The sequence below is a fragment of the Pseudoalteromonas atlantica genome, from assembly GCF_043641955.1.
Classification (GTDB): Bacteria; Pseudomonadota; Gammaproteobacteria; order Enterobacterales; family Alteromonadaceae; genus Pseudoalteromonas; species Pseudoalteromonas atlantica_A.
In genome coordinates, this window is the sequence record NZ_JBHZRV010000003.1 from 153,440 (window position 1) to 168,724 (window position 15,285).

A 15,285-nucleotide genomic window follows, 5' to 3' on the forward strand; every position below is an offset into this window, starting at 1 on the left:
TTATCTTAATATTAAGCAGGTTTGTTGATAGCCAGCAACTCAGTTTGAAGTTTATTATAAGCTTGTGGAGTGCCTATATCTATATATCTCAGATGGGTTTTATAGCTATAAAGACTGCCCAATAATAAAGGCACCATGTCGAGGCTAATCTCATAGAAGCTTTCCTGTTTAAAGTGTGAAAAGTATTTTTCATACACTCCTTCGGAGAATAAAAACAATGCTCCGCTTGCTAGGTTACTTGGTGGATTGGATACTTTTTCATGAAACCTTTGGATTGAACCGTCTGAATCAAGTTCAACAATACCGCATGCAGAGGGAGTAGCAGATTCAAAAAGTAAAAGCGTAGCATCACACTTTTTGGGTCTTTTTGAATGGGCTTCTACAAAATTAGTAAGGGTATCTTCGCAATAGTTATCAGCATGAATAATGAGTGTGGTGTCATCTTTCCAAAAGTCTGAATTTGTTATTAAAGTACCACCAGTACCAAGCAAACTTTTCTCTTGAACTAAAGTTACTTTTTCCTTGTATGGTGAGTCGTTTATAAACTCTTCAACTTTGTCACTGAAGTAATGGGTATTTATGAATATTTCTTCAACCCCAAGTACTACCAGCTTTTCAATCCATATTCCTAAAAGGGGTTTACCATTAATTGGGACCAAGCATTTCGGAATAGTATTCGTAATCGGTTTAAGTCTTGTTCCTAAACCTGCTGCTAATAAAATGGCTCTCATATTTTAAATGATTCTGAAATTGCTTGTTTTAATACCTGGTATGATAATGGAGTGTTTCCCAGGGAGTCTACCTGACATGCAGCGGCTAGACTTCCTAAGTAAAATGCTTCCCAAGGGGATGCGTTTATGGCCAATGACAAAGAGCTAGCCGATAAAAAGCAGTCACCGGCACCTGCCGAGTCGGTTGCATTTCGATTAAATGCAGGTAGCCTATCGTTCTCCCAGTCTTCTTTATTTTCTTTTGGTATGTGAATAAAAATACCTTCCTCACCTAAAGTAATCACTAGGTTTTTGGGTGTAGAACGGTTTGTTAATTTATGCGCTAAAATCACTAAACCGTCATCAGGGTTGTTTAAAGCAACTCGAGCTTCTCTCTCGGTTGGGGTAATTAAATCCATCCCGCAATATCTTGAAATATCACCTATTTGAGAGGATGTTTGGCTATCAGCAACCATTTTTACATTATACTGTTTACAACGGTGTGTAATACTCTCAACAAGTGCTTGCGGAAGGAGACCATAGTTGAAATCAGAAAATACAAATAAATCTAACGATGGAATAATACTCTCTAATTTTTTTAATATTTTAGATTGTAATTCTTTAGAGATTTTATGTTGCCTAACTTGATTCACTCGTAATAGTGTTTTCTTCGAGGCTCTATATCGAGTTTTTAAAGGTGTTGGTCTGGTATTATCGAGCAGTAAGTTTGCATCGACATGATAGTTAGAAATTTTTTCTTTGGCATATACTCCAGCTTCATCATTACCAATGACGGAAACTAAAGAAACTTGACTTGCCCCCATCGCCTTTAAATGACCAGCAGTAATAGCCGCTCCCCCTAAGAATTTTTCAACCCTATGAGGTGTTATCACAATCGTGGGATCTTCTTGTGACATGCCAACTGCATTACCATGAATGTATTCGTCCACGATAACTTCACCGATAACCAGTACTTTAAGTTTTGTAAAATTGGTTATTAGCTTATTAAGTGCTTCACTAGTAATATTATGGCGCTGAGCAAATGCTTTTGCTTCTGAAAAGTCGAAGTTAATACCTAGCTTCGTTGCTTTTTGCAGATATTGTTCTGCAATACTTTCAAATTCTCCAGAGCCAAAAATGAGTTTGCCACCATAGGTTGATAGAGCTTCCATTTCAGGGTTTTCACGAGCTTCAAACTCTTTCCCTTTTACAACTGCATAAGGCTTGTACTTCTTTACTATTTCAACCGATGATTTAGATGTTAAGAAAGCAGCATCAACGCATTCAAGAGAACTAATCATCTCTAACCTATGATTTTCATCTATCCTGCTTTTTATAGCCATTGCTTTGTCAGTATTAACAGCGACAATGAGTTTATCACCGCAACTACGGGCAAAGCTTAAAAGTCTGATATGGCCTGGGTGCAATACATCGAAATTACCCTTAACAATAACGCATCTGGGTGTAATGTTTAACTTTGCCATACTACTTGTTCCTCAATACATGTGTGGATCGACTTGAAGCTAAAGTCTGCAAATAGCTCAGAGTTAACCATGCTAGTGTTCAACGGGCGCTTTCCTGAAAGGTCTAATTCAGAGAACAGGATTGGCTCTATTTTACCGGCACCTTTACCCAGTGCTTTGGCCATTAGACGCGTTAATTCCAATCGACTATATGAGTCTGGATTGCAAAAGTTATAAATGCCCTGAGTTCTGTGTTGAATGAGGTAATCAACGGCATGGACGATATCTTCAATCGCGGTAGGGTTAAAAATCAGATCTGACGCTGCTCTGACAACTTCCCCTGAGTGTAGCTGTTTGGCAATATCGTTGAGCAGCGTACTATCATCAGAGCTATTGCCGATAATTTTTGTTAAGCGAAGCACGCATGCTGCACCATTGGTGATAGACATTAAATGAGACTCGTTTTTGCGCTTTTGGATGCCATATTCAGACACTGCCGCTTCGTTATTATCGTCGTAATAATTGCCATGGGTGCCCGAAAAGACATTATCTGTTGAAATGAACAAAATTGGGATCTGGTGTCGGTGCAGCGACGTCATAAGGCGATTAGACGCATGTACATTGACGTCAGCGGTTTGTTCAGGCTCTGCGTTAATTTGGGCAATATTCGTTAGCGAGGCGCAGATAATAGCAGTGTAATCCTGGCTACCATCAAGTTGTAAATCATCTAGCGACGAGCTTTCAAGATCATAGTGTTGCAACCCAGCACTCTGGTGTTTGCCATAGGTACCAATTGTGTTAGGGTTTTGTGTACAAAAATGTTGATATAAGTGGCCTCCGAGTAGACCACTAGCCCCAAATATAATCGGCGTTAATTGCTGAGCTTTTTCCATATTGCCTCTGCTAACTGAATATCTGTTAATGCTTGCTGTGCGCTTATGGTACTGTCAGTATTTCTATTCCTAACGTCCTGAATAAACGCATTGGCTTGATTTTTAAAAGACCAAGACCACTCTACTTGGAATTGAATGTTCTCTGAAACATTCCCATTTTTGCGTAACTCTATTTGCGCTGGCACATTGCGTAGAAGTGCGGGAGGTAAAGTTATGATGAGCTGGCCATGTTCAAATATGAAGAAACATTTTTCCTGCCAATCTTTTTGATTCACTTCCCCGGTTTCAAGGACGATCAGCTGTGATTCGGTGCGCATCACACATATATGTGCCAAAGGAGATACGTAATTAAAGTACTCTACGCTTGGCGTCGTATTCAAAAAATTTCGGATCAGGTTGAGTAAATGTGAATGCACATTGACATAGCGTGCAAATATCGCTTTATGTTCTTCCTTTAGCCAGTGGGGAGCAAATAAGGCTTCATCTTGCATTTGTGGTCTTTGCTCCATGCCGTGAATATAACCAGCTGCCTTACAATAACTGTCTCCCATATAACACTGTGCACTAACCTGAAGCAGGTTTCCCAGAGAATTGTCAGCCATGACTTGATCAAATAGTTGTTTGGCCTTGATGACCCCTTGGTCATGCCGCTTCATGTAGCCAACGCAATATACCAAGCCTTTTTGCGTGGCAAGGTCAACCAATTCAGCTGCAATTTTGCTATTACCTGCCATGGGTTTTTCGCTGAAAACGTGCTTGCCAGCGAGTAAGCAGTCCCTTACTACTTTGGCTGTGTGAACGCGGGCTGTTACAATTATGACAGCGTCTATATTAGTGTTATTTAAAAGGTCAGTGTGTGTTTCAAAGCGATGTGCGATCGCGTATTTATTAGCTACTTGTTCACGTAATTTTGGTCGTAAATCAGCAATAGCATGAAGTACGCAATCTTCAAGTTGCGCATAATTTTCTAAATGCGCAACTTGACCAATAAAGCCCGCACCTACAAAGCCGAGTTTTATTTTAGACGATGAAATCAGCATAGTTCTCTTTAGTAATTAATTGCACTGTTGGTGTTAAACTCAGGAATTGTCCGCCATTTTCAAGGTAATCTATATGCTTTTTAACAATTGCCTTAGCATGGATCCAAGCTAAAATGACCACTAAATTTGGTTGTGTTTCATTTAATGCAGAAGTTGCTTTAACCAAAATATGATCACGGGGAGTATATTTACCAACTTTTTGCGGGTGATCATCGTAAATTTCACTAATTTGATTGCCTAATTCAAACTGCGTAACAAGCATTGGGCCACTTCGTGCGGCACCGTACCCTGCAATTATGCCGTTCTTCGACAAGGAAGAATCTGCTAATGCTTTTACCTCTTGCTTCATACTATTCAATCGAGCAACAAACGAATTCATAGCTTCTATGGAGTGGAGGTTTGCTGCTTCTTCACTTGCTAGCATTGCAGCAACAGAAGGCTGCGCTTTTCTCGTTGCGCCTTTGTGCTGAGCAAACCCGATGATTGAGCCGCCTTGGATAGATACATGTTCAACGTGTATTACTTCTAGCCCTTCTGCGGCTAAAAACTTGACGAGGGGCTGTAATGAGTGATTGCATAAATGTTCATGGAAGATGGTGCCAATAAGCATTTTATCTATGATATCTTTTAGATAGGACACTTCAAAAACAAAGAGCCCGTCATTGTCTAATACTTGAGTAATGCCTTTAAGCAGGTCAATCATTTCGTCAGCGTGTGCAAACACATTGAATGCCGTCACTAAGCCAGCTGTGCCATAATGTTTACTAATGAACTTCCCTTTCTCTTCTGTCATCAGATCGGCAATTGTTTCAATACCTTCGAGGGTTGCTTTTGCTGCGATAGCACTCGCAGGGTCAATCCCCAAAACTTTGAAGCCTTTTTGTTTAAAACACTTCAAAAATGTACCATCATTGCTGCCTACATCAATCGCAAATTTCTTTTCGAATGCTCCATATAGATTTAGTACCATTTCGGAAACTTCTTTGAAGTGGTTTATAATCCCTTGTGTCTGTCCTGAATGGTAGGTGTAGTCAGCCCATAAATAAGTCGGATCAACAACATCTAGGATTTGCACATGCCCACAATCGTTGCATATGTATAGGTCAACAGGTAAAGCAGGTGCCTGAGGGCTATTGAGATCAGAAACATACTTTTCAGCTAAGGGCGTTGCTTCGAAGGGGATAGCCACTAGTACATTGTTGCTTAAACATAGCCTGCAGTTGTCTCGTTTTGTGGTTAATTTATTTTTTTCTGATTTCATATCATTCACTTAGGGTGTAAGAGTTATAAAATATTGGTCTACTTTTAAAATGGCTTTTACGATAGCACTTACATGTGACTCGTCATAGTTTTCGTTGACATAGAGGTTAAAGGAACGGTCACGTACACTCGTGGCATTCGGCGTATCGGTAGGCGTGTTGAAATATTCGTGCGACCATTGCCAGTCAGAGATCAAAAATTTGTAATGTGGGTTCATTGGCACACCTTCAGCGATAAGTGCCTGACAATATTCATGCTTACACTGAGCAATTTTCTCAACATCCACCAAAACTTGAATATAAAACACCGATGGCGTACCTTGCCACGGAGCTATGCTACACACTTGTGACTCTGCATTTAAGCGTGCTTGAATGGCTTCTGTAAAGGCGTTTCTTTTGGCGATGGTTTGTGGCAAACGTTTTAAAGAGGATAGCGCGACAGCACAACTGAAGTCATTGGTATTCCAGTTCAGTGCTGGAAATAGGTGTTGCGATGGATCTCGTTCTATATAGTCTTGTGACCAAAGCGGTTTTCCGCGGTCAGAATGTGCGAGTACGTTTTGATACAGCGCTTCATCTTTACAGAAGATTAATCCACCACTGCCAGGCGATGCGATGTTTTTACGATACATAGTGGATGTCGCCATTATATCACCATAGCTTCCAACTAGTTTTCCATGGAGACTTGCGCCGGGTGCTTGAGCGCAGTCCTCTAAAACCTTAATACCGCGCTTTTTGGCTTCTCTGACAATTACATCAACATCTGTCGGCAGACCGGCACAGTGCACTAACAATATACAGCTGGTCTTGTCAGTAATCTTTTTCTCAATTTGGTGCCAACTGGTATTGAAACTATTCGGCTCAGAGTCTGCTACGATAGGCACCATCTGTTGCATAATAATAGCACTCAGTGGGCCCGCATCTGTTACAGGAGAAATAATAACTTCGCCGTCTTTGGGCAATTCAAGTGCAGCTAATGCCACATACACCGAAGCCGTGCCAGTAGCGACAGCAACCGTATAACCTCCTCCCATATAATCCGAAAATGAAGAACATAACTGCCGCTCAAAAGGGCCTCGATAGCAGGGGTCTTCCCCCTTATCGCGATAAAAATCTAGTACATCTAAAACGGCCCTTTCTTCAGACTCACCAAACGCTTTACGATCAGGAAAACTATTCAAAATGGCTGGCTCTCCACCGTATAGTGCCAAAGAGGATTTTTCGGTACTCATAATTTAATTGTTTCTCCTTGCTGTAGCGAACTATCTGCCAGTTCGAGGATTCTAATCACTTCAACGCCACTGATAAAGTCCTCTAGATCAGTGTCTTGATGAATCACCTTATTGGCAAATTGTAATAAAGATTTAGTTAAAGGCAGGCGAGTGTCAATTGAGATAGCCTGTTCATTAATTCTGAGTGGTACATCAGCACGGTCGATAAATAGATATTGGTCTTGTGCTTGACGAATAGCGAGCGTCCTTGTTTTGTCTTCCATACCGTTCCCAGCATGAATCTCGGTCTCGGAACCGTCGGCAAATTTTAACATCAATAACACCAGCTCTCGGCGTTCATTGTCTCGCAGTGGGTTAGGGATTGGTAAATATGTTGCCTTCAATGAAACCAGTGGAGCCTGTGCGATTTTTAAAGCTACTGCAATAAAGTGCGGGGAGTACTCCCAGAGAGGGCTCATTACAGCGTGATGTGGGTAGGCTGAACCAATCGTACCTTTAATGAATACGGGCTGCTTGCTAAGCCGTGATCTAATTTCATCGACGGCAGGGTTATACAGGTCAATGTGATTGACTTGTATAATGCTGTTATTCTGCTGTGCTAAGGATAAAAGCGTTTGTGCACCTATGTAATTCATTGCAAGGGGCTTTTCGATAAAGAGTGGGATCCCCAAGGGTAAAACGTCTTGTGCTAGTTCAAGACTAATATCAGGCGGCAATGCAGCTACAATGCAATCGAATTCATCTTTGTGCTCTAACAGCATGCTCCAGTTTGGCAAAACAGATAGCTTGTTTTCATATTGGTTTTTGACCGCTGGATTACTGGTCACAATATGCGACAGACGTACGTTAGGCATTTCTTCAAGAATGGTTCTAACGACGTTTTTACCCCAGCGACCAACACCAACGACGGCAAGGTTTAGCTTCATATTATTTGAATTCATTCAGGCCCTCAATAAATTGACGGACCGCTTTTTGGTCCGAGCTTTCTGGCGCAAAAGGCGCTATCTGATTGGTATGATCGGGTAACCAAGGGCCAGTGAGTACTTCGTGGTATAAGACAAACTGACTTCGTGGTACAACAGTATGATAAACGGGTGTAGTGACTTTATGGAAAAATGTGCTGTCCATGGTTTCTAAGTCCAATGCACTGAGGCGTGTGCAACCCACTATCAGCCCTTTATCGTCAAATGTATAGATATCCATTTCGCCCTGAATCATATGATAGGACTCGACCACTCCAGCGGGGTGGCGGTGCGGCGCAAAGTAATTGTCGCCATGCAGACAGATGATCATTTCTTGAATGGAAGCAGTATGATCTTTATGTAAACAAAACCTAAAACGCCCAATCTCAGAGGTTTTGGCAAGTTGTTTCAGTTCACAAAGGTGTTGTGAAGAGAGGTAAATGATTGGTTCATCAATTTGTTTTGCGTTAGTCATTTTATGTTGTCTTTATCAAATGTATTCACGGTACCAATAATAATTATTGATTTTGATTAAACACCTTTTACTTGTATTGCTTCTCAAACTTTTTATAAGTGTGAGCATCGTGTTCTATAGAGTGCAACATAGCTACATTAATTTTTAAAATTGTTAAGTAGTGGTAAGTTTATGGCGTATCATTTGCTGTCAATTTGGTAAGAGTGATTACAAAAGGTCGCATACTGTGTTTTGATAAACTCTTCATGCAATACCTGTGATAATTTATTAACATTGACTAGTGTTATATCACAGTTTCCGTATTGAGACATTTTAATACCACTGATATTGGCTAACTTTTTACCGAATTGATGAAAATCCCGAGTCCGTTTTGTATGTCGTTTTAACTCATAGAATTGGGTTTCGCCTGACTTAGTTTTTAGATAATAGGGCGTGTCGTCAATAACAAGAAAAGCGTCAGGATTGTAGATTTCCTCAAATAAGTGAATATAGGTGCAACTTTCCAATGCCACGCCAATTAAAAGAATAAAAGCAGTGCTTCTCAAATGAGAGCCTTCTATAAGGCCGTAGGGACTAGTTTTTGAGCAAGGCCCTGAATTTAAATGGTGAGCATGAGTTAGGTATTGAGCATCAACACCTAGAGCTGCGACCGAGTGTGTAGGGTGCAGGCTACGGTGGGTGGCAAAATGTGTCCTAAATATCTCAGAGAGTATGCCTGTATGAGAGGGAGTTGCCTTTTCATCAAAAACGCAGTTTTCTTTGTTCACTGTGCGCCATGTCATTGTCGGCATTATCACATTACCTTCGTAGAAGTAACGTGATAAATACTTGCAAACTGACTCAGCTCGTACATTTTGCTTGCTTAACTGTTTGAAGGCACTATGAACCATTATTGTACTTTGGCTGTTTACACCCATAGGCCGAAACAAGGTGTCTTCTAGCCACTTATTAAACTTCATCAGTTAGGCGCTCCAAAATCGCACATTGTTGGTAAAAGTAAGAGCGAATAGACTCAGTGGTTTCTATATCGTACGGTATTTGATGAGTACCATTTTGTGTAAAGAATTGCTCTTGCCCGATTTTAAATCCTGCTCTTTCTAGGGTTGTTTTTGATGTTGCAAAATGTCTATCGTCAATCGGTGAATATCTTATAGAAGAGCAATCTTTAAGAAAGTAATAGGCAAAGCTTGGGCCACCTGATGAGCTCAAATTTATATATGCTGAGTTATAGAGTGCAATCCTTAAATGAAAATTAACAGAGGCAGCAGGTAGCTCTAAGGCAATGCTTGAAAGTGAACTTGGACTTAAGCACTCGGATGTATCCCTAATTATAATGGGGAAAAACTGCTGTTTATCAAGTGACTCAATAAACGCCTGCCAAGGGGTAATAGGAGAGTTTCTCTCCGGATGGGTTTCCGTATTTCGTAGCGTTAGCGTAATTAGCTTTTTACCAGCGGCTTCTTCACTCAGTAGTAACCTGTCTACCATGGCTTGCGCTGAGCAAGGTACAGTTAATTCGGGTAATGGTATTCCAGCATCATAGTATGTTTCTAATTTACGCAAACCATAAGCTTTGCCCGTGCCCTCAGATAAAATTGAAGCAGGGAATACGTGTTCTTTGGATTCAATGAAGTGATTCAGTTCATCTCTATTCGTAATATCTGTAGTTCCAACATAAGATGAGAAGCTTTCGAAAATCGGTCTCACTATATTGGTTATTCGCCAATTTCTTTCACTTTCAGAGTAGTTAGCAGAGAATGAAAGTTTATTGTCATTCATTTCAGGAGAAAGTACGTAAAAGTGAATGTTCTTTAGGCCTAATTTAACTCTATGCGCTTCAGCAACGGCTGCAAAGCTCAAAGCATCAAAGCATGGGAGGTTTACATTAAGATCATACACTACATGTAATACTTGCTCTGATTTATTCCCTTGTCGGATAGTTTCAGCGCAGCGCATAACTTGGCAGTAAGTAATATTATAAAAATCAATTTTTGATAGTTCAAAGCCCACTTCGATCAATGAATTCGCAATATTGTCGACAAACATTGAACAAATAATTATTTTTCCAATACTTTTTTTGTCCTCTCGTGCAAGTTCAGCAAGGCTATAAACTTGTTTGCTTTTATAATTTTCACTACCAGCTGTTGTTGCTAATATTGCATTTGGATATTGTTTAAGCAATATGTCTGTGACGCTATTTATGCCATATAATACGATGTGTGAGGTATTCATGTCTAAATATGGCCTTGCGACTGTTTTGGTACAGCATAGAGCACAGTCTCAACAAGACCGCCATCATGTTGCCTTAAATAAAAGTCATATTTTGTAGGTGCAATATCTTCGATCTGCAATTGCAAAGAGTACAAATGTTCGGGCTGATGATAAGCTGAAATAGCCAATAAAGGAGTATTCCTAATAATAATACCTTTTGCGCCATCAATCGCCTGCGGCTCGAAAGCCTCAATGTTCATTTTAATGAATGAAGGTGCCACACCTCCTAACTCTTCATCCAAAGAGGTAATGTCAATGCTTAGTTCGCCAGATTCTGAGAATAGTGAAGCCCGCTCATTATTTGCTGAAAAATTTAATTTAGCGACCTTATCTCCGACCCCCTTATTTATGCACCGAACTTGCTGAAAAGCAGACATGTTACTTTTCAGCCGCTCAAATGTACTTGGGTCCGGCTCAAAAGCAAAAACTTGTTTTACGGCAGTTTGATATCGCTTTAAGTGAAGAGCGACACTATCTCCATCAAAAGAGCCACAATCAACATAATTATGTACGAAAGGTGTTAGATCAATACAGGTTGGCAGATACAAGTCCCAATCTATGAATTTCCCCATAACAGTAGGGTTGCCATTTAAGCGATAATCTAAACATGAAGCGAGTACCCCTATAGATACGTCATCGGCAAGGTTGGATTTAAGGTTTTTCAAAGCAAATACATTGTCGACTATGGTCTCAAGCATATCTTTATGAAAAAAATGAGGCTCAAAGCTTTCTGGATATAAAGCTTGAAGGTGCATAAATGTCGTCACCGATGCTGCTTGAAGTTCGTGGCATTTTATATATACACTGTAAGTTCGATGTGTAGCAAGAATAACGTTGCGGCCTGAAATATTTTGAATACAAAATGGCGTAATATTTATACCATCAAGAACTTCAGTACCCACTTTTTCTTTATTCATGTCGATAATAAATACATCGGTCGCTTGAAGTGAATTAAGGATAGAGAGGAGCCTCACACCTTCATCAGCAGCACCAACAATTGTGATGGGTTGGTTCAACAAAGCCCTGAGCTCAATATACTTATTACGTTGAGCTTCACGAAGCTGCTCAACGCTTCTCCCTTCAATTTCTTTAATTAATTTTCCTAGATAAGAAGTGTTGTTCATATCTACCTACATTTTTTCCAAGAGTTTAATCTGTCCAATCGATTGTAAAAAGTGAATTCGGCTGAGGTTCTAATGAGCATATTACCTTCTTGTTTTTCTTCGAATATATTTGATGCCCAGCGATCGCAGTTTTTACAAAATGGGACTTTGTCCCATTCACTATTTTCATGATGTTTACGTATTTTTGTAAGTGCTTTGCCTTGCCAGACCTCTTTAACGCTTGTTTCCACCACATTTCCCACAACAACATCTTTAAAGCCGTCAAGACAACAAATAGAGACATCGCCATTGGTATGGATAGACATCGTTTCATATAGCTCAGCACAAGGTTTTCTGTGTTCGTGATTTATATCAATGTGTGGGAATTTCCCATCTTCAAAGATTTCACCAATGCGCACAAAATCAGTGATTTCCACCCATTTGTCTATGAAATTCTGGACTTCATGAACATTTTCAGGTTGTTTAGTAAAAGAAACGCCAATACGAGGGCTCTTGTTATTACCTCTGAGTTCTAGTAATTGTTTTACATGCGCCTCTATTTTTTCGAGTTTCTCAACGCCGCGGATTTTACTTAATGTATCATTAGTGGTCGCGTCAACACTGACTGTAATACTGTCAACATCAAACTCTACTAATGATAATGCCATTTTTTTATTCATCAATAGGCCGTTGGAGTTCATCGAAATTGTGAACCCTCTGCGTTTCATGCTACGCAAATGCATTAAAATATCACGGCCCATTAATGGCTCGCTCCAAAGGCCAGGGCCAATGGTCTTGGTATGGCCTTCAATCTCATCTAATATTTGCTTGGCATCAGCGACTTTCATGTGTTTTTTAATAATTGCATTCACTTTGGGGTCGTCTGTGCTGCCATGCACGACACACATTGGACATTTCAGGTTGCAGTCTGAGCTTAAGTCCATGAGGACCCTACTAGGATATGGCTCTAGGGGTAATTTGTATGTACTCATTCGCGTCTCCTAAATTGCTATTGAGAAATCTTAATCAGAGCTCTCACAATTTTTTTATTATGTAAGTCCTGAAGTGCTTGATTGATACTTTCTAATTCGTATTGATGGGTTAACAACGCTTCTAGGTTTAGCTGACCCTGCTGATATAGTGCTATGAATTTTGGAATGTCTTTATCAGGTTTACTGCCACCGCCCCAACTACCACGAATGGACTTGCCACGATGGAAGGCGTGTGGCTCTAAAGATATTTTTAGCTCGTTACTGGGGTGTGAAGCGAAGACACATTGCCCACCACCATTTTTGACTGACTCAAATGCTTGCTCAATTGTCCTTACAGTACCTCCAGCCTCTAAACTGTAATCAACACCAATACCACCAGTGATATTGTGAATTGCGTTTACTGCGTCTATTTTACTTGCATTCACAGCATGAGTTGCACCAAGCTCCTTTGCTAATGATAATTTTTCTTCATTAACATCAACGGCAATTAATTTTGTAGGCTCACTAAGCTTTGCTGCAAGCAGTGCACTCATACCTATACCGCCCAGTCCGAAAATGGCGATTGTTCTTTCTCTTTCAGGTTTGAGTTCATTGAAAACTAAGCCTAAGCCTGTTGGTAGAGCACAACCTAAAAGTACTGCAAGCTTGTCTGGAAAGCTGGTTGGTAATTTTACAAGCCTATTTTCGGCAACAATTGACTGTTCACATAAAGTAGTAGCGCTGCCTGAGTTTATTAAATAATCCTCATGAGGGTACTTGCCCCCAGGTGCATTGAGACCTTCACCTTGGAGCCAGCCAATGACGACCTTATCACCCGGTTTTATTTTTGTAACCCCATCACCAATTTGCTCAACAATACCAACACCTTCATGGCCAAGCAAGTGAGGTAAGTATTTATCTTCACCTCTACCACCTTGCACCTCCATTAGCTGTGAGTGACAAAGGCCGCTATATAGTAACTTAACTTGGACTTGCCCATGCATTAGCAAAGGCATTTTAATACCATCAATGATCTCTAAAGGTTCACCAGTATTGAACAAAACTGCTGCTTTCATGATTTCCCCTTATTGGCATTAGCAATTTTTTTAAAGTAATAATAGTTACTAATTGGTTTGTGTGCTTCGAGATCAGGTACATCTGGAAATGCATACTCTATTAATTCATAGTTTGTTGAAACTAACTCAAAACCAAAACTAGATACTAATTGTATAAACTCCTGTTTGGTCCAGGCATTTTGATGATTAAATTGGTAGCCTTTTTCGGTGTCTCGCACTTTTTGCGTCAAGATCTTTGAGATTTCGTTTATTGATTCTATTTTAAATATATCAGCGTATTCATCACTTGTGAGTCTCACTGGCCCACAATAACCAGAACGTTTAGAAGTTTGGTTCTTATATAAGTGGCCATATTCAGCATCCCAGAAGCTGGTAATCACATTAGCTGCATGTGATAAGGCACACTGAGGGTCCACGCCATATTTCTGCCAGTTTTTTAGTAGCTCTTTTGACTGTGAAAATTGGTTGAAATACTCTATATTACCATTAATACCTGCTGATCTAGCAGAATCAAAATCAGGGATTTTGATTAGTAAATCACCATCTTGCTGAAGGATCCTCCAGCTTTCACTTAGTAAGTTTATAAGCGTTTCTTGATTGATATGTTCAAAAAAATGTGAAGAATATACAAGACTACATGATTTATCCAAGTTAGGTAAAATTGTTTTCGGATTAAAGCTAATAGGCTCAATATTAGCGCCATCGCATTCATCGTAACAAATCCAGTTTTCACCATTAAAGTTAGCACCCCCACCGAGGTTAACTTTGTAGGCACCACATCGTTGCCAAGGTTTATAAGGGTATTCTGAAACCAATCCAACTTTACGAACTTGAGTATCTTTGTATTGATTTGTAGCTATGGTGAGTTCACAAACCAATCTATTTAGTTTACCTGTAGACAACCCCTTATGCTGTAGACGGCTATTTTGGAATAGTAAAAAAGTACCAGCTTTGCCTTCTACTATAACTTGGCTCCCATCTTCAAGCTTTATCATAGTTGAGCCAGTTTCAGCTGAGGGAGGCGTTATGTAAAGTAGGATTTTTTTCACTGGTTTGGGCATATTGTCCAAATGGAGTTTATTTGAACCTAAATTAGAATTATGCACTTTCGCGAGTTTGGTTATACGGCAGTTAACAACCTTCCAATGACTACCCAGTTGCTGAGCAATCTCTTCATAGTGCCTATCCAAAAAGTCTTCTATCGCCACTTGCGCTGCTGGGGTTATTTCAAGTCTGTGTAAATCAGAGTTTTTTTCACCTAAACTATTAGAAAAGTAGTCAAAATTGTATTGATTTGATTCGATTGTATGTATTTGCTCAGGTAACTCTTCACACAATAAGTAAAATTTATTTGCAAAGTCTTCACTTGTTTTAGAAATATAGAATCCTTGATTTTGCAATTGAGAGCTGGCCCAGCTATGCATATTTCTGTAAGCGGATTCAGAGAGAGATTGATATTCAGTCCAAGCAGACTCCGAAATATAAAGCTTATTTGTTACATTATCAGAGTATGGCATTAAGGGGATTAGATTCGATTTGAACTGCGCATTATGCTTAACTAATGCATGTTTTATCTCACCATAAAAAGAAATTGAAGACACGACTACTGGGTGGTTAATAGCTTTGAGTTCATAGGCATTAAGAGTATTTATTGGTGTTTTTTTCTCTTCGCGATCGAGTATTGCAATTGGTGGCCTTAAGTGGTTTTCTTCAATAAACTGAAGAATATCTGAGCCTCCACCACCAGAGCCATATACATAATAATCGTTGTCTGATAAATTATATTCTCTATATACAATTTCAAATCTAGTTGTAATTTCAGACATTATA

The 15,285-nt window shown here is 39.8% G+C and carries 14 protein-coding genes; all 14 read right to left on the bottom strand.

Annotated features, from left to right (window positions below; all coding sequences use genetic code 11):
* Positions 1-11: 11 nt before the first annotated feature.
* Entirely contained in the window at positions 12-731 is a 720-nt protein-coding gene (locus ACHUE3_RS08100; RefSeq protein ID WP_394191922.1) for a nucleotidyltransferase family protein, read from the bottom strand.
* The gene (locus ACHUE3_RS08105) at positions 728-2,194 is read right to left on the bottom strand and encodes a PfkB family carbohydrate kinase (RefSeq protein WP_394191924.1); all 1,467 of its coding nucleotides are present in this window, start codon (positions 2,192-2,194) and stop codon (positions 728-730) included. Before ACHUE3_RS08105 ends, ACHUE3_RS08100 begins: the two co-directional genes overlap by 4 nt.
* Entirely contained in the window at positions 2,182-3,066 is an 885-nt protein-coding gene (locus ACHUE3_RS08110) for an SDR family oxidoreductase (RefSeq protein WP_394191926.1), read from the bottom strand. The genes ACHUE3_RS08105 and ACHUE3_RS08110 overlap by 13 nt, the downstream gene beginning before the upstream one ends.
* Complete coding sequence (locus tag ACHUE3_RS08115; protein WP_394191928.1) at positions 3,045-4,106, bottom strand: Gfo/Idh/MocA family protein; 1,062 nt, start codon at positions 4,104-4,106, stop codon at positions 3,045-3,047. Before ACHUE3_RS08115 ends, ACHUE3_RS08110 begins: the two co-directional genes overlap by 22 nt.
* A complete protein-coding gene (locus tag ACHUE3_RS08120) occupies positions 4,087-5,367 on the bottom strand; it encodes a methyltransferase domain-containing protein (protein WP_394191930.1) in 1,281 nt (426 codons plus the stop codon). Before ACHUE3_RS08120 ends, ACHUE3_RS08115 begins: the two co-directional genes overlap by 20 nt.
* Before the next feature lie 9 nt (positions 5,368-5,376).
* Positions 5,377-6,597 (bottom strand): DegT/DnrJ/EryC1/StrS family aminotransferase, encoded by a 1,221-nt coding sequence (locus ACHUE3_RS08125; RefSeq protein WP_394191932.1) that lies wholly within the window; start codon positions 6,595-6,597, stop codon positions 5,377-5,379.
* Complete coding sequence (locus ACHUE3_RS08130) at positions 6,594-7,538, bottom strand: Gfo/Idh/MocA family protein (RefSeq protein WP_394191934.1); 945 nt, start codon at positions 7,536-7,538, stop codon at positions 6,594-6,596. The genes ACHUE3_RS08125 and ACHUE3_RS08130 overlap by 4 nt, the downstream gene beginning before the upstream one ends.
* Positions 7,525-8,034: a WbuC family cupin fold metalloprotein gene (locus ACHUE3_RS08135; RefSeq protein WP_394191936.1), complete on the bottom strand. Its 510-nt coding sequence runs from the start codon at positions 8,032-8,034 to the stop codon at positions 7,525-7,527. The genes ACHUE3_RS08130 and ACHUE3_RS08135 overlap by 14 nt, the downstream gene beginning before the upstream one ends.
* A gap of 179 nt (positions 8,035-8,213) precedes the next feature.
* On the bottom strand, positions 8,214-8,993 hold the full coding sequence (locus ACHUE3_RS08140) for an AAC(3) family N-acetyltransferase (protein ID WP_394191938.1): 780 nt from the start codon (positions 8,991-8,993) through the stop codon (positions 8,214-8,216).
* Positions 8,983-10,266 (bottom strand): hypothetical protein, encoded by a 1,284-nt coding sequence (locus tag ACHUE3_RS08145; protein ID WP_394191940.1) that lies wholly within the window; start codon positions 10,264-10,266, stop codon positions 8,983-8,985. Before ACHUE3_RS08145 ends, ACHUE3_RS08140 begins: the two co-directional genes overlap by 11 nt.
* A gap of 2 nt (positions 10,267-10,268) precedes the next feature.
* Positions 10,269-11,429: an FkbM family methyltransferase gene (locus tag ACHUE3_RS08150; protein WP_394191942.1), complete on the bottom strand. Its 1,161-nt coding sequence runs from the start codon at positions 11,427-11,429 to the stop codon at positions 10,269-10,271.
* Positions 11,430-11,431: 2 nt separating this feature from the next.
* Positions 11,432-12,400 (bottom strand): radical SAM/SPASM domain-containing protein, encoded by a 969-nt coding sequence (locus ACHUE3_RS08155; RefSeq protein WP_394191944.1) that lies wholly within the window; start codon positions 12,398-12,400, stop codon positions 11,432-11,434.
* A gap of 17 nt (positions 12,401-12,417) precedes the next feature.
* Positions 12,418-13,455: a zinc-binding dehydrogenase gene (locus ACHUE3_RS08160; RefSeq protein WP_394191946.1), complete on the bottom strand. Its 1,038-nt coding sequence runs from the start codon at positions 13,453-13,455 to the stop codon at positions 12,418-12,420.
* Entirely contained in the window at positions 13,452-15,281 is a 1,830-nt protein-coding gene (locus ACHUE3_RS08165; protein ID WP_394191948.1) for a class I SAM-dependent methyltransferase, read from the bottom strand. The genes ACHUE3_RS08160 and ACHUE3_RS08165 overlap by 4 nt, the downstream gene beginning before the upstream one ends.
* Positions 15,282-15,285 lie beyond the last annotated feature (4 nt).

What these genes read in the sequence shown, in the direction of transcription:
- ACHUE3_RS08100 (WP_394191922.1), bottom strand. Translation starts at nt 731, where the DNA reads ATGAGAGCCATTTTATTAGCAGCAGGTTTAGGAACAAGACTTAAACCG.
- ACHUE3_RS08105 (WP_394191924.1), bottom strand. Translation starts at nt 2,194, where the DNA reads ATGGCAAAGTTAAACATTACACCCAGATGCGTTATTGTTAAGGGTAAT.
- ACHUE3_RS08110 (WP_394191926.1), bottom strand. Translation starts at nt 3,066, where the DNA reads ATGGAAAAAGCTCAGCAATTAACGCCGATTATATTTGGGGCTAGTGGT.
- ACHUE3_RS08115 (WP_394191928.1), bottom strand. Translation starts at nt 4,106, where the DNA reads ATGCTGATTTCATCGTCTAAAATAAAACTCGGCTTTGTAGGTGCGGGC.
- ACHUE3_RS08120 (WP_394191930.1), bottom strand. Translation starts at nt 5,367, where the DNA reads ATGAAATCAGAAAAAAATAAATTAACCACAAAACGAGACAACTGCAGG.
- ACHUE3_RS08125 (WP_394191932.1), bottom strand. Translation starts at nt 6,597, where the DNA reads ATGAGTACCGAAAAATCCTCTTTGGCACTATACGGTGGAGAGCCAGCC.
- ACHUE3_RS08130 (WP_394191934.1), bottom strand. Translation starts at nt 7,538, where the DNA reads ATGAATTCAAATAATATGAAGCTAAACCTTGCCGTCGTTGGTGTTGGT.
- ACHUE3_RS08135 (WP_394191936.1), bottom strand. Translation starts at nt 8,034, where the DNA reads ATGACTAACGCAAAACAAATTGATGAACCAATCATTTACCTCTCTTCA.
- ACHUE3_RS08140 (WP_394191938.1), bottom strand. Translation starts at nt 8,993, where the DNA reads ATGAAGTTTAATAAGTGGCTAGAAGACACCTTGTTTCGGCCTATGGGT.
- ACHUE3_RS08145 (WP_394191940.1), bottom strand. Translation starts at nt 10,266, where the DNA reads ATGAATACCTCACACATCGTATTATATGGCATAAATAGCGTCACAGAC.
- ACHUE3_RS08150 (WP_394191942.1), bottom strand. Translation starts at nt 11,429, where the DNA reads ATGAACAACACTTCTTATCTAGGAAAATTAATTAAAGAAATTGAAGGG.
- ACHUE3_RS08155 (WP_394191944.1), bottom strand. Translation starts at nt 12,400, where the DNA reads ATGAGTACATACAAATTACCCCTAGAGCCATATCCTAGTAGGGTCCTC.
- ACHUE3_RS08160 (WP_394191946.1), bottom strand. Translation starts at nt 13,455, where the DNA reads ATGAAAGCAGCAGTTTTGTTCAATACTGGTGAACCTTTAGAGATCATT.
- ACHUE3_RS08165 (WP_394191948.1), bottom strand. Translation starts at nt 15,281, where the DNA reads ATGTCTGAAATTACAACTAGATTTGAAATTGTATATAGAGAATATAAT.